Raw genomic sequence first — 22406 nt, forward strand, 5'->3', positions numbered from 1 at the left:
CGCGAATCCGACTCACGTCCCGGCTTGACATTCCGTCGCGCCCCGCAGAAAACCGCCCCGCGAGGCCCACTCGAAATGCCGCGAAAAACCCTCTACCTCATCGACGGTCACGCTCAAATCTACCGCGCCTATTACGCCCCGTTCCGCGCGCTGACTTCACCGACCGGGGAGCAGACGCGCGCCGTCCACGTTTTCCTGCAGATGCTCCTGGGCCTCTTGCGCGATCGAAAACCCGACTATCTGGCCATGACGATGGACGTCGCCGATGAGACCGTCTTTCGCGTGGACCTCGACGCGAGCTACAAAGGCAAACGCGAGCCGCCGCCGGAAGACCTCCCTCCCCAGATCGACCGCATCGTCTCCATTCTCCAGGCCATGAAGGTGCCGATCCTCCGCAAGGAGCGCTACGAGGCAGATGACATCCTGGCGACACTGTGCCGCAAATACGCAGCCGATTTCGACATCTACCTCGTAAGTCGCGACAAGGACCTCGATCAACTGCTCGGCGAGCATGTCTTCATGTTCGACCCCGGCAAGGATCGTGTGATCGACGTTGCCGCGATGATCGAAGAAAAGGGCTACGGCCCGGACAAGGCCGTCGAGGCCCAGATGCTCATCGGCGACAGCGTGGACAACATCATCGGCGTCCCCGGCGTCGGCCCCAAGAAGGCCGCCGACCTGCTGGACAAGTACGGCACCGTCGCCAACATCATCGCCCGCGCCGACGAATTGACCCCCAAGCTCAAGGAAAACATCCTCGCCTTCAGACCGCGCATGGAGGTCGTGCGACAACTCGTCACGCTCAAGGACGACGTCGAGTTCGAATTCGACCTCGCCGCCGCCGATGTCTCTCGCTTTGACGCCGCCGCCGCGACGCCCATCCTCGCCGAACTGGGCATGAATCGCATGATCGCCCGGGTGACGACCGGCGAAAGCGGTGACGATGCGCCCGCCGCAACGCCCAGTTCCGCACGATCCGCCGCCAAAAAGGAGGAGCCGCCCGAAGACGCCGGCCTGTTCGCCACCGTCGCCGAATCTTCCGGCAAGTATCAGCTCATCGACACTGAGAAGGCCCTGGCCGATCTCGCCGCGAAACTCGCCAGGCTCCCGGCATTCGCATTCGACACCGAGACGACCGGTCTCGTCCCGGCCGCCGCCGACCTCTGCGGCATCAGCATTGCCTTCGAGGCCGATCACGCCTACTACATCGCGGTGCGCGGCGTCGGCCGCCTCATCCCGCAGGATGTCGCCGTCCGCCACCTGAAGCCCATCTTTGAAAACGAACGCATCAAGAAGTGCGGCCAGAATCTCAAGTACGACATTGTCGTCCTCAAGGCCGCCGGTATCGAAGTCCACGGCGTCGATTTCGACTCAATGATCGCAAGCTTCATTCTCGACCCGTTGCGCGGCTCGCACGGCATCGACAAGCTCGCCGAGGAACTGCTCCACTACCGCAAGATCAAGACCCACGACCTTATCGGCAAAGGCAAGCATCAGACGACCTTTGATCAGGTGCCCACCAACCGCACCTGCGAATACGCCTGCGAAGATGCCGACATCGCCTGGCGACTTTGCAAGGTCCTTCGCGGGCAGATGACCGATCCCACGCTCACCTCGCTCTTCACCGATCTGGAACTGCCGCTCGTCGATGTCATCGCCCGAATGGAATACCTCGGCGTCACCATCGACACCCAGCTCCTTGCCGGGCTCTCCAACGAGATGTCCGATCGCCTGGTCGGCCTGCGCGATGAAATCCACGGCATCGCCGGCCGGCCCTTCAACATCGACTCCACCAAACAGCTCGCCGAAGTGCTCTTCGACGAGCGCAAGCTCCCCGTCGTCAAGAAAACCAAGACCGGCCGCTCCACCGACGCCGAAGTGCTCGATGTCCTCGCCGAACAGACCAACGACCCCATTCCTAAACTCATCCTCGAATACCGCGAACTCGCCAAGCTCAAGGGCACCTACGTCGATGCCCTGCCGGAGATGATCTCGCCGAAGACCGGCCGTATTCACCCGAGCTTCCACCAGACCGGCGCCGTCACTGGCCGCCTGTCGTGCAGTGACCCGAACCTGCAGAACATCCCCATTCGCACGCCGCTGGGGGCGCGTATCCGCCGCGCCTTTGTGCCCGGCGGAAAGGATGAAGTACTGCTCAAGGCCGACTACTCGCAGATCGAGCTGCGCGTGCTGGCCCATTTCAGCAGAGACTCCGCCCTGGCCGAGGCCTTTCGCGAGGACCGCGACATTCACGCCTTCGTCGCTTCGCAGATTGAAGGCGTGCCCATCGAGGAGGTCACCTCCGAGCAGCGCTCCAGCGCCAAGACCGTCAACTTCGGCATCATCTACGGCCAGTCCGCCTTCGGCCTCGCCCGGCAGACAGGCATGAACGTCGGCCAGGCGAAGATTTTCATCGACCGCTACTTCGAGCGCTACCCGAGGATTCGCGGCTTCCTCGATGAGTGCATTGATCACGCCAAGCGCCATGGCTACGTCCAGACCATCCTCGGCCGCCGCCGCCCCATCCCCGACATCTCCTCGCGCAACCAGGCCGCCCGCAGCGCCGCCGAGCGCTTCGCGGTGAACACGGTCGTGCAGGGCTCCGCCGCCGACATGATCAAACGGGCCATGATTGCCATCGACCGCCGCATCCGCGAGGAAAAGCGCCCGTCGAAGATGATCATCCAGGTCCACGACGAACTGGTCTTCGAAGTCCCGGCCAAGCGCGTCGAAGAAGAAGCGGCGATGATCTCGCAGGAAATGTCGAACGCGATTGAATTGACGGTTCCGATCAAGGTGGACGTCGCCTGGGGGCCGAATTGGCTGGATGTGAAATAGGATGACTTGTTGATCGGGAGAGTTTATTCTGATGTATCGTGACTAATCTGGCCATTCGATAATCAACAGCAGGCACGAAGTCGACGCGAGGCCAAGTCAGTTACCCGATTACGGTCTCTCCTCGAGAACAAGAGACCTACCGTCGTCCAGTCAGAATAAGCCGGGATCGAAGTTGTGGCGCACAATGGCTCAAGGCAGCTTGTCGGATAATCCCGTAAAGCGACGATCCAATGCTGAGATGGCTTATTCCCGAGCTTCGCGGGTTCTATAAATCCCACAACCGAAGTAATGCGTGGAATCGCGCGTGTAGACCCTTTGCACGCCGGATAATCTTTTTTTATTTGGCGATCCTGGCCGTCGATATCGCTTTCGTTTGTTCGCTATCTTGGCTGGGCGTCCCTGTCCAATACAAAGGAATTGCCCGAGCCTTGTCCTTCGTGTTCCTCATAGGTGGACTAATCCTGGGGCCGATCTTGCTGGCTCGAAAGTCAATCAGAAAGAGTCTTCGAGCTGAACTCCTAGCCCTTCGTCGATGCCCGAGGTGCTTTTATGATGTTCGAGGAATAGAGAACAGTGTCTGTCCAGAGTGCGGGGGCTCGATTTCGTTAGATCCCCCAAACTTGGAATGATTTTTCGACGTTATTAATTCCGTTGGTCCAATCGTCATTTTCCAATAGAATGGTCGCGGTGTGTTACAGAAGAGTCTTGGGAGGGAAGTGATGAGCCGCTTTCTTCAGCAGCTCGATCTGGGCAAAGGCGATTACTCGAAGGATCGCCACGAATGGGTCGACAAGACATCGCTGGAAGATATCAAGAAGCTCTCCCGTAAGAAGGCCGGCGCGATGAAGAAGACCGCTGGAAAGTCTCGACGTACTCGCAACCGTGATTCTAAGTAATTGCTTCACCGCTCCCGTCCGTATAGCCTTCTAATCATGCGCCGGGAATCCTTGATATTCGCGCTTGCATTTCTGCTCCCGTATTCTAACGGCTCAATTCTTGCCGACGACACTACATCTGATCGGGCCGAATAGGTATTGATAATGCTGGGCGCAGTTCGCCGGCGGGCAGACGATCGAGGTGAAAGCCCCGCTGGACCGCATGCCGCTCTTTGTTCGCGCCGGTGCGATCATCCCCATGCTCCCGGACGAGATCGACACGCTCATCCCGCGCCACGCGGCCATGTCGAAAGACGTGATTGCCGTCGATGACCGCCGCGTGCTGCAAGTCCGACCCCGTCGATCAAAGCAGACAGTTCACCAAGATGGCAATGTCATCGGTAGTATTCGCACAGTCGCCGTTCATGTCCGAGCTCGCGGAACCCCGGTGATTCGCCGGGGTGGTGCGATACAGAAAGCCCAGACCTCTCTACAATCCACCAAGATGACCCAGGGAGGATCGGCATGAATCGCATTTTGGCTGTCACCCGTCTTGCGTTTCTCGCGGTGGGGGCGCTTACCGCCGCGGCCTGCGCCAAGCCCATGCTCAACCTCCAGGACTGCATCGCCGCGCCCGACGGCAAGACCCTCCTCGTCGCCGACATCAGACGAGAAACTTTCTTCGGTCTCGCCAAGGATGTCGAGGATCGACCCGTTAAGTTTTTCGCCGGGGACAAGGAACTCGGCGTTGCAGTCGGCCGTGAAGACGGCATCTCCATCCTCGAGTGCACGCTGCCTGATAAGAAAATCGAGACGATTCAGGCGACAGCCGATATCAACGGAGTCGAGCTTCGCGCCGAGGCCCGCGTGTTCCGCTGGGACCCGCGGCGCGTCGTGGTTGTTCTCGACATCGACGATACGATCTGCAGAACCGACATGGACGACGTTCTCTTCGATGAGGAGGATGACTCCAAGGCATTCAAAAACGCCCGCGAGACCCTGACGGCGCTGACCGACGACTACGAGCTGCTCTATCTCACTGCCCGTCCATCGTTCCTTCTTGAGAAGACCAAGAAGTGGCTGGCGATGCGCGAGTTTCCCGCTGCGCCGATCATTGTGTCCCAGCGCAAGAGCGATCTGCTCAGGCAGGGCGTCTTCAAGGAGCGAGTCCTCGATCGATTGAAACGCACCTGGCCGAACATCCTGATCGGTGTCGGCGATCGCGCGTCCGACGCCCACGCCTACGGTGAGGCCGGGATCCTCTCTATCATCATTAGCAAAAAGGGCGACAACGATTTCGGCCGGCATAGCCTGCTCATGCCCGACTGGGCGACGATCAAGGCGTTCTTCGCCAATAATCGCAAGGTGCTGACCGATCCCCGCGCGTGCAGGGACGCCGTTGACGGAAAGCAGCCGCTCTTGCTCGTTGTGAACCCATTTAATAAAAAAGAGAACTGACCTTTGGTGACGATCCGCCCCCGGATCAACCCGCCACGGAGAGACCATCCATGAAGCTTCGACGACTCGGCAACACCGGCATTCAAGTCTCGGAACTCTGCCTTGGAACGATGAACTTCGGCATGGCCGACTGGGGCGTGGACGAAAAGACCAGCCTCGATGTCATCGCCGCCTATTTCGACGCCGGCGGGAACTTCATCGACACCGCCGACGTCTATTCCAAGGGCGTCAGCGAGGAAATCTGCGCCAAGGGCATCAAAGGCCGGCGCGATCGCGTCATCGTCGCCACCAAGGGCCACTTTCCCGTCGTGAAGAAGTTCGGCGAGCCACCGGAACACGAAAACGCCACCGGCTCCAGCCGCCGCCACCTGACCATCGCCCTGCACGACAGCCTGCGCCGCCTCGGCACCGACTACATCGATCTTTATCAGGTTCACTGCTGGGACTGGCACACGCCCATCGAAGAGACCCTCAGCACGCTGAACGACTTCGTTCGCAGCGGCAAGGTGCGCTACGTCGGCCTCTCTAATTTCGATTCGTGGCAGATCGCCGAGAGTCGGCAGCTCGCCATGCGCTGGAACTGGGAGCCCTTCGTCACTGCCCAGATGCAATACAGCCTCGTCTGCCGCGACATCGAGACCGGCGTCATGCCCGTCTGCGAGCGATATGGCATCGGCATTCTTCCGTGGAGTCCGCTGGGCGGCGGTGTCCTGTCCGGCAAGTACGAGGGAACCGGCGCCGGCCCCAAGGGCTCGCGTTTCGGCGACACGCCCGACGAGCCGAATTCCTGGCGTCGGCAATTCGTGAACGAGCGAAATCTAAAAGTCGTCGAAGCGGTCAAGCAAATCGCGTCGGCCCATCGCACGACGCCGATCGCGGTCGCCATTAACTGGGTGATGAATCGTCCCGCGGTCAGCAGCGTGATCATCGGCCCGAAGCGGGTTGAGCAATTGACGGACAATCTCGCGGCCTGCGAGTTGAAGCTAAGCGGCGAGGAGTTGGCGAAGCTCGACGAAGCGAGTCGCCCGGCGCCGACCTACCCGCACCAGTTCATCATGAAAACCGCGAGGAACGCGGGGATGTAACGTTCGCCGCACCGTTAAGGCGGGGGGCCGCTGCGGATACCTCAAACCCGGGCTGGAGCCGGTAACGTGTCCGGTAAGCTTTCTGGTCCTTTTGGCGGCCCTGAAACCTCCATAACATGGTGTCGTATATATTGTTATGGACGGTGCATTTGAACCGATAGATACGGTGTGGTCGCTCCTGAACTTGGGCATGGCGCAGCATTGACGCCCTTTAGCAAGGCCTTATACTGGCGGGTCTTACTTGCAGGCTGGCGCGCGACCTCGAGCGATCTTCCGGCCGCTGTGACATGCTTCGGCGGCAAATCGGACGAGTGAATTTTTGTCCCTGCTGCTGTAGCTCAGTTGGTAGAGCGCGTCCTTGGTAAGGACGAGGTCACGGGTTCAAGTCCCGTCAGCAGCTTTCGCAGACGATTCTTCCGAGTTTCTCGGATGACGCGGCCGCTCGAAGGCGCGGCGGGTGCGTCGGCGGTCGGGCTGCCTTACACTAGTTGGCCGACTCGCGGAGTGCGAGCCGTTTACCGATGACCGCACCGGTGAACGCGGCATTATTCTGATGGTTGATCGTAGCGAAGCTTGAATCGGTCAGCCGCGTTCGACGAATCGACGCGTGGCGACCGTTGTATGGTGTTGACGGAAAACTGACTCTCAAAGATTGACTCAGACATAAGTAGGACTCGGAGGAATCGCTGGAATGGCCAAGGAAAAATTCGAACGAACGAAACCACACGTGAACGTCGGAACGATCGGCCACGTCGACCACGGCAAGACCACGTTGACCGCAGCGATCACCGCCGTACAGGCTGCCAAGGGTCTGGCGAAGTTCAAGGCCTACGATGAAGTCGCCAAGGCTTCTGAGAAGGACGGCCGCCGCGACCCCACGAAGATTCTGACCATCGCCACGAGCCACGTGGAGTATGAATCAGAGAAGCGGCACTACGCCCACGTGGACTGCCCCGGCCACGCCGACTACGTCAAGAACATGATCACCGGCGCGGCCCAGATGGACGGCGCCATTCTCGTCGTCAGCGCCGCCGACGGCCCGATGCCGCAGACCCGCGAGCACGTCCTGCTCGCCCGTCAGGTCAACGTGCCGGCCCTCGTTGTCTTCCTCAACAAGATCGACCTGCTCGACGATCCCGAGCTTCTCGAACTCGTCGAGCTTGAAGTCCGCGAGCTTCTCAATAAGTACGATTTCCCCGGCGACACCATCCCGATCATTCGCGGACAGGCCAATGCCGCCTTGAACAATCCGAAGGATCCAAAGGCGACCGAGTGCATCGGTAAGCTCATGGAAGCCCTCGACGCCAACATCCCCGACCCGGTCCGCGAGGCTGACAAGCCCTTCCTGATGCCGATCGAAGACGTCTTCAGCATCAAGGGTCGCGGTACGGTCGGCACCGGCCGAATCGAGCGCGGCGTCATCAAGGTCGGCGAAGAAGTCGAGATCATCGGCCTTTCCAAGGAAATCAAGAAGACCACCGTTACCGGTGTCGAAATGTTCAACAAGACCCTGGATGAGGGTCAGGCCGGCGACAACGTCGGACTCCTCCTCCGCGGTGTTGAAAAGGAAAACCTCGAGCGCGGCCAGGTGCTCGCCAAGCCCGGCTCCATCACGCCGCATACGAAGTTTGAGGCCGAGGTTTACGTCTTGACCAAGGAGGAAGGTGGGCGACATACCCCCTTCTTCACCAACTACCGGCCGCAGCTTTACGTCCGTACGACGGACGTGACCGGCAGCCTGAAGCTCCTGGGCGGCGCTGAAATGTGCATGCCCGGTGACAACGTGACTCTTGAAGTCGAACTGATCGCGCCGGTTGCTCTGGAAGAGGGCGTCCGGTTCGCGGTTCGTGAAGGCGGCCGAACCGTGGGTTCCGGCGTCGTCACCAAGGTGATTGCATAGCGAGTTGTTTGAATTCCAGTTATTCCGGTCAGGGTGGTGTCCGGAGGTTTTCCTCCTGACGCCCCCAGCCGGGTGCAGACGAGCATGAGCGGTGTGACCGATGGCCAAAGCAAGCAAAAGAGAATGGGTCTGGTTGGAGTGCACCGAGACCGGCGATCTGAATTACCGAACCCAGGTAAACGTATCGCAGGGTGTCCCGGAGAAGCTCAAGGCAGGCCTGAACAAATTCTGTCCGAAGCTCCGCCGCCACACGCTCCACAAAATCAAGCGGAAGTGATGGCGCGCCGCGTGCTCGCCCGCCCACTGAGTGTCCCGGCCCTCTTCGTGAGGGCTATGATCTCCGATGGCACGTTGCCTGAGGTGAATCGCTTGAGTTTGAAGGAGCGTAGCTCAATTGGTAGAGCACCGGTTTCCAAAACCGGCGGTTGGGGGTTCGAGTCCCTTCGCTCCTGTTGTCCGGGCGGCACGTTCGCCGCTTTGCCGCAGGTTGCGAAACCGAGTGTCCGATGAATAAGAATGATGACAAATCCAGCAGCCGACCACACAGCTCCGGCGCGACCGCTGTTGCTGAAAAGAGGCCCCCGATGAAAGACTCGTCCGGCGGCGACCGCAATGGGGGATACGCTGACGCTTCGCAATTTGCCGGCCAATCGCAGGCGCCGCGCCAGGACGGCGGCGGCTTCTTCGATATTTACAAGCCGTCGCAGGGCTACAACACCCGGGTCTGGACCGGTGTCGCCTATGGCATGATGGTTTGCTGGCTGGCTTACTGGCTGTACGAAAAGTTTGAGATCGTCGGCGAAGGCGCCACCACCAAGTACATTCAGGTCGGCGTCGCCGTGACCACGATCATCGGCTTCGGCCTGCTCGGCTACTGGTGTCTCGCCCTGAACCGGAAGATTTGCGACTTTCTCATCGCTACTGAAGGCGAGATGAAGAAGGTCAACTGGACGAGCCGCAAGGAAATATTCGGATCCACCAAGGTCGTGATCTTCGTCCTGGTCTTCATGAGCATTTTGCTTTTCGTGGTGGATATTATCTTCATGGTATTCTTCAGAACGATCGGCGTTCTGCAGGCCGGCGGCAGCATTCTCTAAGGCGTGTCTCGGATGACAGATGCGGAACTCGAAGGAGTTGAGGTCATGAGCGGCGAGTCCCCTCACGACAACCAACCGAACGCTGCGGACGAGCCGGTCCCGGCCCCCGCGGCCCCTGCGCCGAAGAGGCCGCCCGCGTCCGCCGGTGCGCTGCCCATGCACTGGTACGTCCTCCGCGTTGCCAGCAACTGCGAGGACCGCGTCTGTGAAGCCCTGTCCCGCAAAGTGAAGATCGAGCGGCTTGAGGACCGCATCGGCCGCGTCCTCGTCCCCACCCAGCGCGAAAAGCGGATGCGGGCCGGTGTCGCACGCGTCTTTGATCGCAAGCTCTATCCCGGCTACGTCTTCGTGGAGATGGCCACCGAAGAGGACGGCAGCATTCCCGAAGACGTCTGGTTTCTGGTTCGTGAGACCATGAGCGTCGGTGATTTCATCGGCTCCGATGGCAAGCCCACCGCGATGAAGCCCCACGACGTCGAAAAAATGCTCGCGGTCATCGAGAAGTCCGCCGAGCAGCCCACCCTGGCCGGTATGGCCGGCATGAAGAAGGGCGACCCCATCAAGGTCAAGGAAGGCCCATTCGAGAACTTTGAAGGCGAAATTGACGAAGTCTTCCCCGACAAGGGGCAGGTTCGCGTCATCGTCACCATCTTCGGTCGGGCGACACCCATCGAATTGGAATACTGGCAGATTGAACAGGCCTAAAAGGGCCGTGTCGCCGACGACTGGCGATTAACACCGAGGCGGTAGCAACGTGGCAAAAAAGAAGAAAACTCCGACAGCGACATTCAAGGTTCAGGGTGCGGGAGGCCAGGCGACGCCCGCGCCGCCCATCGGCCCGGCATGCGGTCAGTACGGCGTCAACCCCGGCCAGTTCGTCATGCAGTTCAACGAGCGCACCAAGCACCTCAACGGCATGCCCGTCACCGCGGTGGTCAACGTTTATGCCGATCGGACCTTCGACTTCATCGTCAAGAGCCCGCCCGCTTCGGTCCTGCTCAAGGATGCCGCCAAGATCGCCAAGGGCAGCGGCGTCCCCCATAAGGAAAAGGTCGGCAAGGTCACCGATGCTCAGGTCGAGTCCATCGCCAAGCAGAAGATGCCCGACCTGAACTGCCACGACATGGTCGCCGCCAAGCGCATCATCGCCGGCACCGCCCGGAACATGGGCATCGAGATCGTCGGCTGACAGCCCCCATTACACCTGGTCTTTACACAATTCGTGCCGGCTGATCGACTCGTAAACCGGGCCGTCGCCGGTCTGCGTTGATTGGTAGAACGTTAACGCGGAGACGCGCTGGGCCTGCGCTGCAATCGGCGGGGGATGGTGCAGCAGCTTTCGCACTTCGTCAGACAGCCTCGGGTTCTTGTTCCGCGCCAGCGTCAGATGCGCCGAGAACGGCCGTTCCTCCCGTGCGAAGCCGATCTCTTCCAGTGCTTCCTCGCAGCATCTCCAGCATTCCGCCAGTCCCCCGGTCATGTCTTCCACCCCCAGCCACAGCACCTTCACCGGCCCGTGCGGCGGGAATACGCCCAATTTCCCGATGTTGATGTCAAATCCCCGGCACTGCTTCGCCGCCTGATCGAGCGCCGCCTGAATCGGCCCCACCTGCGCCGGCTCAATCTCGCCGAGGAACTTGATCGTCAGGTGCATGTTCCGTGGCCGCACCCACGCGAGCTTCGGGCAGCGAATCTGCAACTTCCCCGCCAGCGCCCCAACGCGCTCCCGAACTGCCCGATCAAGTTCCACCGCCACAAAAGTCCTCATGGTCTGCAATTCTCGCTCTGGCTGCGACTATAAACGATGTGGCCGTATTGACCGGACCGGATGTGTTATCCTCGGAATTCGCGATCGTACGCACGTTCCGGCCGATCGGCCACCGGAGCCATTGGATATGTCATCCATGCTGAGCCTGTATCTTCCGGAGTTATTGATTGTGGCCTGGGTGCTGAGTTTGTTTTATCGCACCGACCGACGGCTGCGGCGGATCGAACTGGAGTTGGAACAACTCAAAGAAACTCGACCTTGACAGCCTCTGTTTGCCGAACACGGATCGCTTCTTAAACCGCGTATGCTTCGAGCTCGATCTCCGGGATATCCGCGAAGTGTTTGACGTTTGACGTAACGAGCGTCTCCTGATGGCGAATCGCCACGGAGGCGATGAGCGCGTCCATGTCCCCGGTGGGACGATCGATCTTCAACAAGCGCCCCTGAATGAGCCCAAACAGCTCGGCACAGGCCGGGTCGAAAGCGAGAACCCTGAATCCCTCGAGCGCGGTGTTCAACTTCTCCCGCTCCAGTTCGGCGTCGTTTGCGCGATGCACGCCCACCATCAATTCAGCAACGTTGAAGCATGTCGTGGTCAGAGACTTGCCTTCAGCACAGAGTCGGCGAATCGCGGATGATGCCCGGCGCATCCCGACTCGCCCGCCACGTCCCATGAGGTCGAGCAGCACGCTTGTGTCGAAGCAGGCCATCTATCGCTCCCGCTTCGACGGGCGCCGGCGATGTCCGATCTGTTCTTCGACGGCCTTGATCGCCTGCCGGCTCATCGGGCTCTTCGCGACGCGGTGGAGCCAGGCCTCGACGTCGATCGGTGGGCGGACGACGCGTTTGATCACCTCGCTGAATGACTCACCTTCGCGCTTGCACTTCTTGAGTCGGTCGTAGGCATCCGTATCAATGGTGATGGATTTGACGGCCATGGCAATCTCCGTGTACGTGTATGTACACTTATTCTAGCATTCATCATAAATCGTCGTCAATGCTTTTCCACTCATCGGCCCTCATTGCTCGCCTAGTTTTGAAGCCCTCTACACCTGCCTCAGAACGATCTCCGCGATCCGCCGGCCGGCCCTGCCGTCGGTCAACTCACTCCGCCGAATCGGCCGCGCCGGGCTCGTGCGAAAGTCCTCAAAGGTCGCCCGGATATGTGATGCCGTCGGCTTCACCAATCGGTTGGTCCCCTGCGTCAGCGTATAAGGCCGCTCCGTTGTCTCGCGCAGCGTCATGCAGGGCACGCCGAGAATCGTCGTCTCCTCCTGAATGCCGCCTGAATCCGTCAACACCAGCGCTGCGTCGGTCATCAACTTGAGAAAGTCGAGATATCCGACCGGCTCGATCAGTTGCAGCCCGGCCATGTCTTGCACCCGTGCCATCAACCCGAACTCTTCGAGCCGCCGCGTCGTTCGCGGATGTGCCGGAAAAATCACCGGCATGTGTCCGGCAATCGTCGCGATGCCCTCGACGATCTCAAACAGCGCCGCGGGGTCATCAACGTTTCCCGGTCGGTGGAGCGTCATCACCGCGTAGCGCTTTCCGGCGACGCCGATGTTCCTCAAGATGGCCGACTCCCGCGCTCGAGGCAGATGGCGCAGCAGTGTGTCCGCCATCGTGTCACCGACCAAGTGACATCGCTCCCGTTCAAAGCCCTCTCGCGCCAGGTTCTCCATCCCGGCCGGCTCGGTCACGAAGAACAGATCGCTTACCCGATCGGTGAGTACGCGGTTGATCTCTTCCGGCATCGACCGGTCAAAGCTGCGCAGGCCCGCCTCGACATGGGCGATCTTCACGCCCAGCTTCGCCGCCACGATCGCACAGGCCACGGTCGAGTTCACGTCGCCGACCACGAAAAGCCATTCCGGCTGTTGCTCGATCAGCACCGGCTCGAAGCGCTGCATGATGTCGGCCGTCTGTCGGCCGTGCCCGCTCTCGCCGCAACCGAGGTTGATATCCGGCGTCGGCAGGCCGAGATCGCTGAAGAAGAGTTGAGACATCCGCTCGTCGTAGTGCTGTCCGGTGTGAACGATGTAACACTGCACACGGCCAGTGGTGCGAAACGCCTCAACCAGCGAGGCGATCTTCATAAAGTTCGGCCGCGCCCCGCAGACGATCATGCAGCGTATGGTGCTTTCCGCCATTTCGGGTATTCAAACACCGTAATCCCCAAAACGCCAATTCCCGGAGTTCTCGATGCGGCCGGTGACAAGTGGCACCGCGTCGCAAGAAAACAAAGGCTAAGGTTACTAAGCTTCTTGCATCTGGGTGAATCGTTGAGGTAGAATAACGCTACCCAAAGCTATAGAGGCTAGTAATGGGAATCAAGGGCCGCATTTCGTTACTTCACTGGTTGACCATCGTCTTGGGTATCGTGGCAATTGTCGATATCGCCGAAAGCTCGCCGTTAACATCTGCGGCCTTTTTCTCCACTAGCCCGAATATTTCATCAGGTCGGCGTTGAATAGGAATAGAAAAAGCCTCGAAGCCCTGTAGACTGGGGTTTCGTAAGAACATTCCGGTCCATAGGCAGGGAGGCTTTTTCGTGACAGACTGTAACAGCAAACCGATGTTCTTTTCCAGTCTCGGCCGCAAGAAAATCGTGGCCGATTTCACAGGCGGAACGCTCACCTCAGACGCCGGGGGTCTGCTGCTTCGGGAGGTCGAGCGGCGTCTGGGCCTGGTCGATCAACTGGCCGGGGTCATCAACGACCCGCGTGATCCGGCCCGAATTCAACATGACCAGCGGGTCATGCTGGCCCAGCGCATCTTTGCCATTGCGATGGGCTACGAAGATCTCAACGACCATCAAGCCCTGCGGAGCGATCCCGTGCTGGCGGTCCTGACCGGGCGGCCGCCGAGCGCGGATGAGCCGCTGGCCAGCAGTCCGACCTTGTGCCGGCTGGAGAACCGCGTCACGCGCGGCGACCTGGCACGAATGTCGCGTGTGCTGGTGGAGCAGTTCATCGCGTCCTATGAATCGCCGCCGGAGGAATTGATCCTCGACTTCGACGCGACCGACGATCCGATCCACGGCAACCAGGAAGGCCGCTTCTTCCACGGCTATTACGACCACCACTGCTTCCTACCGCTGTATGTGTTCTGCGGCTCGCGGCTGCTGGTCTCCTACCTGCGGCCCAGCAACATCGACGGGGCCCATCACGCCTGGCCCATCCTGAAGCTGCTGGTGCAGCGCTTGCGACAGGCGTGGCCCGGGGTGCGGATCATCGTCCGCGGGGATTCCGGCTTCTGCCGCCGGCGAATGATGAAATGGTGCGACCGGCACGGCGTCAAGTACGTGCTGGGCCTGGCCCGCAACACCGTCCTGGAGAAAGCGGCCGAGTCCTTCATGCAGGCGGCCGAGGCCCAGTTCGCCACCACGCAGCAGAAGGTGCGGAACTTCCACGAGATCGAGTACGCGGCGCAGACCTGGGATCGCCCGCGCCGCGTGATCGTCAAGGCCGAGCGGCTGGTTCAGGGGCCCAACGTTCGATTCGTGGTGACCAACCTGACCGACCGCACGCCGAACGATATCTACGACGGTCTGTACACGGCCCGCGGCGACATGGAGAACCGCATCAAGGAGCAGCAGCTCGGGCTCTTCGCCGATCGCACCAGTTGCCACGCCTTCCTGGCCAATCAGTTCCGGCTGCTGTTGTCCTCGGCGGCCTACGTCCTGGTGGAAACGCTGCGCCGCACGGCCCTGGCCGGCACCGAACTGGCCGAGGCCCAGGTGAACACCATTCGCCTGAAACTCTTCAAGGTCGCCGCGCGGGTGGTCGTCTCCGTGCGCCGCGTCGTACTGCGACTGTCGAGCAGCTGCCCCCTGCAGGACCTGTGGCGATCCCTGGTTCCACGACTCCGCCTGATCCCGCCCGCCCCATCATGACCCGAAAAACAACCTGATCACCGCTTGGGGGTAAGGGGGCCCTGCGCGCTCCAACCTCCACCTTCATCCCTCCGCTCACGCACAAAGCCGAAAAACTCCGTCCATCACCATTCGAAGATCACTGATGAAATATGCGGGCTAGGCAATACGGCCAACCTGCTTCCGCTGAAATGGCCTCGTCGGGCAGCGGCGCGTTGCTGGGAATCGATCCCTGCGATCCCTGCGATATGAATTGCGACACCTTTCACGATGACTTCGATATTCCAATATTTGTGGATGCACTGGTTCGGGGGACGTCGTTATGTTCAACCTGTACCGGAGACTTGGACGACAACGGGCTCTTCGACGGCCGCGACATTCAGATATTTGTGGAATGCATGTTAGGCAGAATGGGTCCCAGCGTCGTCATTCTGCAAAACGGGACCGTTGTCCCGAATCCCGCGTATCCCTATCGAATGGAAGCGTATGGCGAAGGCGATCTGCCCGATTTGCGCGCTTTCGCCGACGCCGCCGGCATCTTCGCAGGCATTGATATGAACGCCGACTGGAAAGATCGCGAATGGGAGATGATCCAGGCGATTCGGGTTTGGATCGTAAGAAATGTGAGAATGTCGGCGGTAGGCCAGAATAGCAAACACGACTTGACTGGTCGTGCAATCTCATTTTTCAGCTCTCTCGCCGAGCGTGGGCAACTCGTTGCTTGGGGCGATGACGATCGATATGGAAACGTGAGCGGGGTGTCCGACTTGAGTCCGAATAGCGGTTTCGTGGCCGTTGACGCCGGCATACACCATAGTCTTGCGCTGCGACGCACCGGCGAAGTCGAGGCCTGGGGTCGAAATCAATTCGGTCAAGGAACGGAACCGATCCTAAACACGGGCTATATTGCTATTTCCGCAGGAGCAAACCATAACCTCGCGCTCAACAGAGACGGCACGATCTTCGCATGGGGTCAAAAAGAATCCGGCCAATGCGACATTCCGGAACCAAACGCCGACTTCGTCGGAATTGCCGCGGGGATCAAGTTCAGCATGGGCCTCAAGAGCGACGGCACCGTCGTCGTGTGGGGTATTCTCCCGACCGACGTCTTGCTCAACGAAGAATGGCAGGGACACTTCATCAAGGTTGCGGCAGGCGGCTATCATTGCGTCGGACTGCTCGACGACGGAACGGTCGTTGCTTGGGGGGACAACAGCACCGGACAGTGTGTGGTGCCAACCCACTTGGGCAGCTTTCCGCTGCAAGATCGCATTCTCGACATCGGTGCCGGCAAACGGCGCAGTTACGCGACGGTTGATCTTGGATCCGGGATCGTGTCCTGGGGGGCGCCGCTCGACCAGGGATTTCTCCCCGGCGGTCGCTTTCGATTTGTTTGGCCGAGCCCGACTCATAAGTATCTGCTTACTAGCAGAGCTACCGTTCCGAACGATCAGGTGGTGATTGATCGGCAGATCACAGTACCGACTCCGAGTTCCAATCTTGCACTCGCATACGACTCCGATCTCGAAGTGGTCGTGAAATTTGGAGGGAGTTTTGGCTTGCCTGGCCCGGGCCTCGACGAAACATTTGAATGGGACGGGCGAGAGTGGGACAACATAGCTCCGACGATCAGGCCATCCATCCGTTCCGGTCACTGCATGGCCTATGACGCCCTGCGGAAGCGTGTCATCATGTGGGGCAGGGACGGTAGCGCTGGCGGCCAGGCCCGCGATGCCTGGGAGTGGGATGGAAACAACTGGGCAGGGCCGTTTGCCGCGAGCGGTGCCTCGCGCCCATCTGCCTATCGGGACTGCCGAGCGATATGGGATCCGAGCCGCGGTACCGCACCGGCCGGTCGAGTTACCATTTTTTTTGGTCGAGGTTCCTCGACCGTCTATGAAACGGCCTTCGATTACGATCCTGTTACCCACACATTCGAATCGCGGGACATCGGGGGATCGCCGGGCGCCAGGTATTCGTTCGGCCTCGCCTATGATTCCGTTCGCGATAAGATCGTGAGATTTGGCGGCGCGAATAGCCTGCACATCGCCACCAACGATACACGCGAGGCCCCGGCCGGCGGGACGGGAACAACGACGTTTTCTCTCGTAGTCCCGGCCACTACCACACCGTCGCCCCGTTACGAGCACGCCATGGTGTATGACGCCGCCCGCGCCAAGATCGTGATGTACGGCGGGCAAAACGGCAGCACATTTTACGACGATACGTGGGAGTGGGATGGCGCCGATTGGACACTCAAATCGCCGGAAAACTCCCCTGGACAGTTGGCCGGGCATGAGATGGTCTACGACGAAGAGCGCCAAGTCGTCGTTTTGTTCGGAGGCATTCGAAATGGCGGGGTCAGTGTCGAGGCCTCGAACGAAACGTGGGAATGGGATGGCACGGACTGGAAGCAAAGAAACCTGACGACGATTCCGGAGGGCGCCATCCCGGACGTGTCCTCCACCGATTTCGTCTATGTGGGCTACGCGACCGGATCGCAATTCGGCATCGGCCTGCTTGACCAAGTCTGGAGTTGCGGGGCAATTCAGCAGATGTTTTCCGGCCTTTGTGTCGCTCATGGAATCCCGGCCCGCCGTGTCGAAGGATGGTCGCTGGGCTGTGCGGCAGATACGATTGTGGAAGCCTTCTCAACGCGGTGGAACAAGTGGATTCTGTTTTGGCATTACACGGGGAATTGGGTCGAAAACGCCGCTGGTATCCCGCTAAGTCAGGCTGAGATGCGTGCGCACTATGCCGCTGCCGATTACAGCATTAGTCCCGGTTATGAACTGGAAATCGGAAGACGCGGCTGGAGAGCGACGGCCCAAAACGACTCCGGACTGGTTTTTCAGCCGAACGCCGTCTGTACGGCGCCGCTGCATCCGAGGATCGAGGCCAGGTGGTGGTCCGACACACTGAAGGTCAATCCGGTTTCTCCCGCCGATGATCACGATCATTTTGAGCGCAACTTCACGACAAGTCTAACCAGAGCTCACCAGCCAAATCCAACTGCGAATATCGTTCTATTAAACGACTACACCGATATTGACGCGATTTGTGGAACCAATCTAAGTAGCAATCTGATGTCGTTTGACGGTGATCCGAACCTGACCTATCCAATAAATAACGTCCAAGCCGAGGCCGAATTGGTGCAAGAAACGCCTCCCAAAGTGCGAATCACCTTACAGCACAACATGGTCGTAGGAACCGGGGAATTTTCGCACTACGAGAAGAGCCTGGATAACGGCCAGACATGGACGGAGTTGCAAGCATTGCTCGGAGTCTATGACTGGTACCCAACCGGCTCCGCCATATTGATGATCCGCGGCGTAAACGACGCCGGCGTGCATAGCCCGGACGTCGTTATCCAGTTTTCAGCCGCGGGGGCGACCGGGACCTAACTCTTCCAGGTGGCTCAAGCCCACGATCCTAATCGTAGTCGCTACACGCCGGGTCCATTGGATCCTGAGTCGCCACTCCAGCTATCGGGCCAGTTCCTGCATGAATGGCACCCACAGGAAGCAAGATCGTACAGCCGCTGTTCGTCGCGATGCCGTGGCCGGTCAAATAGTACGACCCCGGCTGCGAGATCTTAAACAGGCTGTCGGCGTCGCCCGACGATCGGTCGCCGAATCCCCTGGTCGTGTTCAGCTATCTTACTGTTTTTCACATGCTGATTCAGCGTATCGGCGGCCTCTTCTGCGAAACTTCTCGTTAGAAATAGTTGAGAATTCACATAGCATCGCCGCAGTCGCGTGCGGGCTTCACCCTCAAACACGATGCGGCCTGGCGTGACCGCGCGGCGGGCAAGTCGGCGATGGCGAGTTCACTTCGCAAGCAGAGTGATTCTTATACACATCGCCGGGCGAGCCGCTATAATCCCAGTCATCGGCGTCGGCTGGAACGGATGCGCTGCAAGTCGGTCGACGCCGCCCCCAACGAATCTCAATAATGGCAGGGGAATGCCCAAGCGAGAGGACATCCACAACATCCTCGTCATCGGTTCGGGTCCGATCGTCATCGGCCAGGGCTGCGAATTCGACTATTCGGGCACGCAGGCCTGCAAGGCACTCAGGGCTGAGGGCTACCGAGTCGTCCTGCTAAACTCCAATCCGGCCACCATCATGACCGACCCGGAGACGGCCGACCGGACCTACGTCGAACCCATCACGCCGCACTTCGTCCAGCGAATCCTCCAATTGGAAAAAGATCGCGGCCAGCCGATCGACGCCCTGCTGCCCACACTCGGCGGGCAGACCGGTCTCAACTGCGCCATGGAGACGCACGAACTCGGCATCCTCGCTGAGTTCGGCGTGGAGATGATCGGAGCGAGTCCGGAGTCGATCGCCAAGGCGGAAGACCGCACGCTGTTCAAGCAGGCGATGCAGCGCATCGGTCTCGATCTGCCCAAAAGCGGCACGGCCCATAACATGGACGAGGCCCGGGCCATTCTCGCGGACATCGGCCTGCCCTGCTGCATTCGCCCGGCATATACACTGGGCGGAGAGGGCGGCGGATTTGTCTCGACGATGGATGCGTTTGTCGACATCGCCGCGAGGGGGCTGGCCCGGTCGCGCATCGGTGAGATCCTCATCGAAGAGAGCTTATACGGCTGGAAGGAATTCGAGCTGGAGGTGATCCGCGACTGCAATGACAACGTCGTGATCATCTGCTCCATCGAAAACATGGACCCGATGGGCGTCCATACCGGCGACAGCATCACCGTGGCCCCGGCGCAGACGCTGACCGATCGGGAGTATCAGCGGATGCGCGATGCGGCCAAGGCGGTCATGCGTGAGATCGGCGTGACCTGCGGCGGCAGCAACGTGCAGTTCGCCGTCGATCCCCTCACGGGCCGGCAGTGCATCATCGAGATGAACCCCCGCGTGTCCCGCTCCAGCGCGCTGGCGAGCAAGGCGACTGGTTACCCGATCGCCAAGGTCGCGGCGAAGCTGGCCGTGGGCTACTCGCTGGATGAGATACCAAACGACATCACGCGAACGACGCCGGCCAGCTTCGAGCCGTCGATCGACTACTGCGTGGTCAAGATACCGCGCTGGACTTTTGAGAAGTTCCCCGACGCCGACGAAACCCTGACGACACAGATGAAGAGCGTCGGCGAGGCCATGGCCATCGGCCGGACCTTCAAAGAGGCGTTTCAAAAATGCATCCGCAGCATGGAGATTCAGCGGGCCGGTTTCGGGCTGGATCGCAATGACCGGTGGCTGACCTCGGCGCATGAGCGCTTCGCCGGAGGCCAGGCCGACGCCTATCGCACCTTGCAGAATCGGGAAGAGGTCGCAGATGAGGCCATCATGCTCGGTAGCCGACAAGGTGAAGCCCCGGCGGACGTGGATGAATCGACGGCCACACACTGGCCGATCGATCGCGCCGCCCTTCGCCAAAAGCTCTCGACGCCCTGCCAGGGAAGACCCTACTACATCCGATACGCCTTCAAGATGGGCTGGACCATCGAGCAGGTGCACGAGCTGACACGGATCGACCCGTGGTTTCTCGACCAGATGCAACAGCTCGTCGAGTTCGAAGCCGAGCTGCTCGAACATGCGCCGCAGGTCGTCGCAGCGGCGGCCCACGGCGGCGTCGGCGTCGGGACCGACCTGCTGCGAAAGTCGGAAATGCTCGGCTACAGCGCCGCCCAGATTGCCCTGGCCCTGCGCACCCCGCTCGGTCGGGCAGATCAGATGGAGCCGCGCGAGGAGGACGGGACCTTTCGCATGGTCGACACCTGCGCCGCGGAGTTTGAGGCGGTCACCCCCTATTACTACTCAACCCATGAGGCGCCGACCATGCGCGTCGAGGACGGTCGCGTTGTCATCGGCGTTGAGCACGAGATTCGACTGAAGGCCGAGCCGCACGTCGTGGTCCTCGGCGGCGGGCCCAATCGCATCGGCCAGGGCATCGAATTCGACTATTGCTGCGTTCACGCGGCGATGGAGGCCCGGCGGCTCGGCTATCGCACGGTGATGATCAACTCGAATCCCGAGACCGTCAGCACCGACTATGACACATCCGACGTCCTGTTCTTCGAGCCGCTGACCCATGAAGACGTCCTGCGCGTCCTGCGATCCATCGTAGCCCAGGCGCCGCTCCGCGGAGTCATCGTGCAGTTCGGAGGCCAGACGCCGCTGAATCTCGCCGAGGCCCTGAAGGCGGCCGGCGCGCCGATCATCGGAACCCCGCCCGAGTCGATCCATCTCTCCGAAGATCGCGATGAGTTCACCAAGCTCCTCTCTGAGCTCGGCCTCCTCCAGCCCGAGAGCGGCACGGCCCGAAGCGTTGAGCAGGCTCACGACATCGCCGAGCGGCTCGGGTTTCCCGTGCTGATTCGTCCAAGCTACGTTCTCGGCGGCCGGGCCATGGAGCTTTGCAATAACCACGAAGACCTGGACCGCTACGTTCGCCGGGCATTCGCCGCCACCGATCGCGTCTCGTCCGGCGTGAATGCCCCGCCGCCCGTATTGATCGACAAGTTTCTGCTCGATGCGACGGAGATCGACGTCGATGCAGTCGCCGACTTCAGCCGGCCCGGCGACACCAAAGGTGACTGTGTCGTCTGCGGGATCATGGAGCACATCGAGCACGCCGGCATCCATAGCGGCGACAGCACCTGCGCCATTCCGCCGCACTCCCTTTCGGCCGAGATGGTTCGCGAGTTGGAGCGACAGGCCCAGCTCCTCGCCCGGGGAATCGGCGTCCGCGGCCTGATGAATGTCCAGTTCGCCATCGCCGAGGGGAAGCCATACGTCCTCGAAGTCAATCCGCGAGCGTCGCGCACCGTGCCGTTTGTCAGCAAGGCGACCGGCGTGCCCTGGGCGAAGGTCGCGACAAGCGTCATGCTCGGCCGCTCGCTGCGCGACGTGCTCTGGGACTACGGTGTCGGGCGACGACCGCGACCGACCATGACCGCCATCAAGGCGCCGGTCTTTCCGTTCAAGAAGTTCCACGGCATTGACGCGGTCCTGGGGCCGGAGATGCGCAGCACCGGCGAAGTCATGGGCATCGACGAGTCGTTTGGTCTCGCGTTCGCCAAGGCGGCGATGGCCACCGGCCTGTCGCTGCCGATGTCCGGCAACGCCCTCGTCAGCGTGAATGATCCCGACAAGCCGCGTGTCCTGCCGATTGCCCGTGAGTTGAAAGAGATGGGGTTCAAGCTGTTCGCCACGGTCGGCACCCATCTGGCGCTGAAGAGTGCCGGCATCCCATCGGTCGTCGTCAGCAAGCAGGCCGGCGCGCCGGAGGGATTCCTGCTCGATCTTATCAATCACGGCGTCCTCGATCTGCTCATTAACACGCCGATTCACTATGGCGCGTCGTGGGAGGAGGGCCGCTGGCGCGCCGCCGCGACGGCTCGACATCTCCCATTGATTACCACGATCGCCGGCGCTCAGGCCGCCGTCGCCGCGATTCGAGAAATGAAGGCCCGCGGCGCGGACCGCGCCCTGGGCGTCCGCGCACTGCAGGACTACGGAGCGGGGCTTCGATGA

At 60.6% G+C, this 22406-nt stretch carries 17 protein-coding genes and 2 tRNA genes; 15 read left to right on the forward strand and 4 right to left on the reverse strand.

Going from position 1 to position 22406, the window contains the following annotated elements; all coding sequences use genetic code 11:
- Positions 1-75 precede the first annotated feature (75 nt).
- The 12 genes from polA to rplK all read left to right on the forward strand — a co-directional run bounded on the left by polA (position 76) and on the right by rplK (position 10442).
- Positions 76-2838: a DNA polymerase I gene (gene polA, locus HS101_10095; protein MBE7506623.1), complete on the forward strand. Its 2763-nt coding sequence runs from the start codon at positions 76-78 to the stop codon at positions 2836-2838.
- A gap of 719 nt (positions 2839-3557) precedes the next feature.
- The gene (locus HS101_10100; protein ID MBE7506624.1) at positions 3558-3734 is read left to right on the forward strand and encodes a hypothetical protein; all 177 of its coding nucleotides are present in this window, start codon (positions 3558-3560) and stop codon (positions 3732-3734) included.
- A gap of 181 nt (positions 3735-3915) precedes the next feature.
- On the forward strand, positions 3916-4242 hold the full coding sequence (locus HS101_10105; protein ID MBE7506625.1) for a hypothetical protein: 327 nt from the start codon (positions 3916-3918) through the stop codon (positions 4240-4242).
- Positions 4239-5171, forward strand: a complete 933-nt coding sequence (locus HS101_10110) for a hypothetical protein (protein MBE7506626.1) — start codon at positions 4239-4241, stop codon at positions 5169-5171. The genes HS101_10105 and HS101_10110 overlap by 4 nt, the downstream gene beginning before the upstream one ends.
- Before the next feature lie 50 nt (positions 5172-5221).
- A complete protein-coding gene (locus HS101_10115; protein MBE7506627.1) occupies positions 5222-6256 on the forward strand; it encodes an aldo/keto reductase in 1035 nt (344 codons plus the stop codon).
- Positions 6257-6583: 327 nt separating this feature from the next.
- Positions 6584-6656: transfer RNA gene (locus HS101_10120), tRNA-Thr, on the forward strand.
- A 291-nt stretch (positions 6657-6947) separates the two neighbouring features.
- Entirely contained in the window at positions 6948-8156 is a 1209-nt protein-coding gene (gene tuf / locus HS101_10125; protein ID MBE7506628.1) for an elongation factor Tu, read from the forward strand.
- A gap of 100 nt (positions 8157-8256) precedes the next feature.
- Complete coding sequence (rpmG, locus tag HS101_10130) at positions 8257-8433, forward strand: 50S ribosomal protein L33 (GenBank protein ID MBE7506629.1); 177 nt, start codon at positions 8257-8259, stop codon at positions 8431-8433.
- A 102-nt stretch (positions 8434-8535) separates the two neighbouring features.
- Positions 8536-8608 (forward strand) — tRNA-Trp (locus HS101_10135).
- A gap of 132 nt (positions 8609-8740) precedes the next feature.
- Positions 8741-9253: a preprotein translocase subunit SecE gene (gene secE / locus HS101_10140; GenBank protein ID MBE7506630.1), complete on the forward strand. Its 513-nt coding sequence runs from the start codon at positions 8741-8743 to the stop codon at positions 9251-9253.
- Positions 9254-9298: 45 nt separating this feature from the next.
- On the forward strand, positions 9299-9958 hold the full coding sequence (gene nusG, locus HS101_10145) for a transcription termination/antitermination factor NusG (protein ID MBE7506631.1): 660 nt from the start codon (positions 9299-9301) through the stop codon (positions 9956-9958).
- A 49-nt stretch (positions 9959-10007) separates the two neighbouring features.
- Positions 10008-10442 (forward strand): 50S ribosomal protein L11, encoded by a 435-nt coding sequence (rplK, locus tag HS101_10150; GenBank protein ID MBE7506632.1) that lies wholly within the window; start codon positions 10008-10010, stop codon positions 10440-10442.
- 9 nt (positions 10443-10451) lie between these two features.
- Here rplK and thpR read toward each other — a convergent pair whose 3' ends face one another.
- The 4 genes from thpR to wecB form a co-directional block, all read right to left on the reverse strand.
- Complete coding sequence (gene thpR / locus HS101_10155; GenBank protein MBE7506633.1) at positions 10452-11021, reverse strand: RNA 2',3'-cyclic phosphodiesterase; 570 nt, start codon at positions 11019-11021, stop codon at positions 10452-10454.
- 293 nt (positions 11022-11314) lie between these two features.
- Positions 11315-11731 carry a type II toxin-antitoxin system VapC family toxin gene (locus HS101_10160; GenBank protein ID MBE7506634.1) on the reverse strand — a complete coding sequence of 139 codons (417 nt, stop codon included), beginning with the start codon at positions 11729-11731 and terminating at the stop codon, positions 11315-11317.
- Positions 11732-11959, reverse strand: a complete 228-nt coding sequence (locus HS101_10165; GenBank protein ID MBE7506635.1) for a hypothetical protein — start codon at positions 11957-11959, stop codon at positions 11732-11734.
- A gap of 108 nt (positions 11960-12067) precedes the next feature.
- Positions 12068-13174: a UDP-N-acetylglucosamine 2-epimerase (non-hydrolyzing) gene (wecB, locus tag HS101_10170; GenBank protein ID MBE7506636.1), complete on the reverse strand. Its 1107-nt coding sequence runs from the start codon at positions 13172-13174 to the stop codon at positions 12068-12070.
- Positions 13175-13599: 425 nt separating this feature from the next.
- Between wecB and HS101_10175 the strand changes: the two genes are divergently transcribed.
- The 3 genes from HS101_10175 (at position 13600) to carB (ending at position 22406) form a co-directional block, all read left to right on the forward strand.
- Entirely contained in the window at positions 13600-14919 is a 1320-nt protein-coding gene (locus tag HS101_10175) for an IS1380 family transposase (protein MBE7506637.1), read from the forward strand.
- A gap of 227 nt (positions 14920-15146) precedes the next feature.
- On the forward strand, positions 15147-18302 hold the full coding sequence (locus HS101_10180) for a hypothetical protein (GenBank protein MBE7506638.1): 3156 nt from the start codon (positions 15147-15149) through the stop codon (positions 18300-18302).
- A 561-nt stretch (positions 18303-18863) separates the two neighbouring features.
- A complete protein-coding gene (gene carB, locus HS101_10185; GenBank protein MBE7506639.1) occupies positions 18864-22406 on the forward strand; it encodes a carbamoyl-phosphate synthase large subunit in 3543 nt (1180 codons plus the stop codon).

The sequence above is a fragment of the Planctomycetia bacterium genome, assembly GCA_015075745.1.
In the GTDB taxonomy this organism is placed as follows: Bacteria; Planctomycetota; Phycisphaerae; order UBA1845; family UTPLA1; genus UTPLA1.

Bases quoted from the DNA above. Each gene is read 5' to 3' on its own strand.
- polA (MBE7506623.1), top strand. From the start codon at position 76: ATGCCGCGAAAAACCCTCTACCTCATCGACGGTCACGCTCAAATCTAC.
- HS101_10100 (MBE7506624.1), top strand. From the start codon at position 3,558: ATGAGCCGCTTTCTTCAGCAGCTCGATCTGGGCAAAGGCGATTACTCG.
- HS101_10110 (MBE7506626.1), top strand. From the start codon at position 4,239: ATGAATCGCATTTTGGCTGTCACCCGTCTTGCGTTTCTCGCGGTGGGG.
- HS101_10115 (MBE7506627.1), top strand. From the start codon at position 5,222: ATGAAGCTTCGACGACTCGGCAACACCGGCATTCAAGTCTCGGAACTC.
- tuf (MBE7506628.1), top strand. From the start codon at position 6,948: ATGGCCAAGGAAAAATTCGAACGAACGAAACCACACGTGAACGTCGGA.
- rpmG (MBE7506629.1), top strand. From the start codon at position 8,257: ATGGCCAAAGCAAGCAAAAGAGAATGGGTCTGGTTGGAGTGCACCGAG.
- secE (MBE7506630.1), top strand. From the start codon at position 8,741: ATGAAAGACTCGTCCGGCGGCGACCGCAATGGGGGATACGCTGACGCT.
- nusG (MBE7506631.1), top strand. From the start codon at position 9,299: ATGAGCGGCGAGTCCCCTCACGACAACCAACCGAACGCTGCGGACGAG.
- thpR (MBE7506633.1), bottom strand. From the start codon at position 11,021: ATGAGGACTTTTGTGGCGGTGGAACTTGATCGGGCAGTTCGGGAGCGC.
- HS101_10160 (MBE7506634.1), bottom strand. From the start codon at position 11,731: ATGGCCTGCTTCGACACAAGCGTGCTGCTCGACCTCATGGGACGTGGC.
- HS101_10165 (MBE7506635.1), bottom strand. From the start codon at position 11,959: ATGGCCGTCAAATCCATCACCATTGATACGGATGCCTACGACCGACTC.
- wecB (MBE7506636.1), bottom strand. From the start codon at position 13,174: ATGGCGGAAAGCACCATACGCTGCATGATCGTCTGCGGGGCGCGGCCG.
- HS101_10175 (MBE7506637.1), top strand. From the start codon at position 13,600: ATGTTCTTTTCCAGTCTCGGCCGCAAGAAAATCGTGGCCGATTTCACA.
- HS101_10180 (MBE7506638.1), top strand. From the start codon at position 15,147: ATGAATTGCGACACCTTTCACGATGACTTCGATATTCCAATATTTGTG.
- carB (MBE7506639.1), top strand. From the start codon at position 18,864: ATGCCCAAGCGAGAGGACATCCACAACATCCTCGTCATCGGTTCGGGT.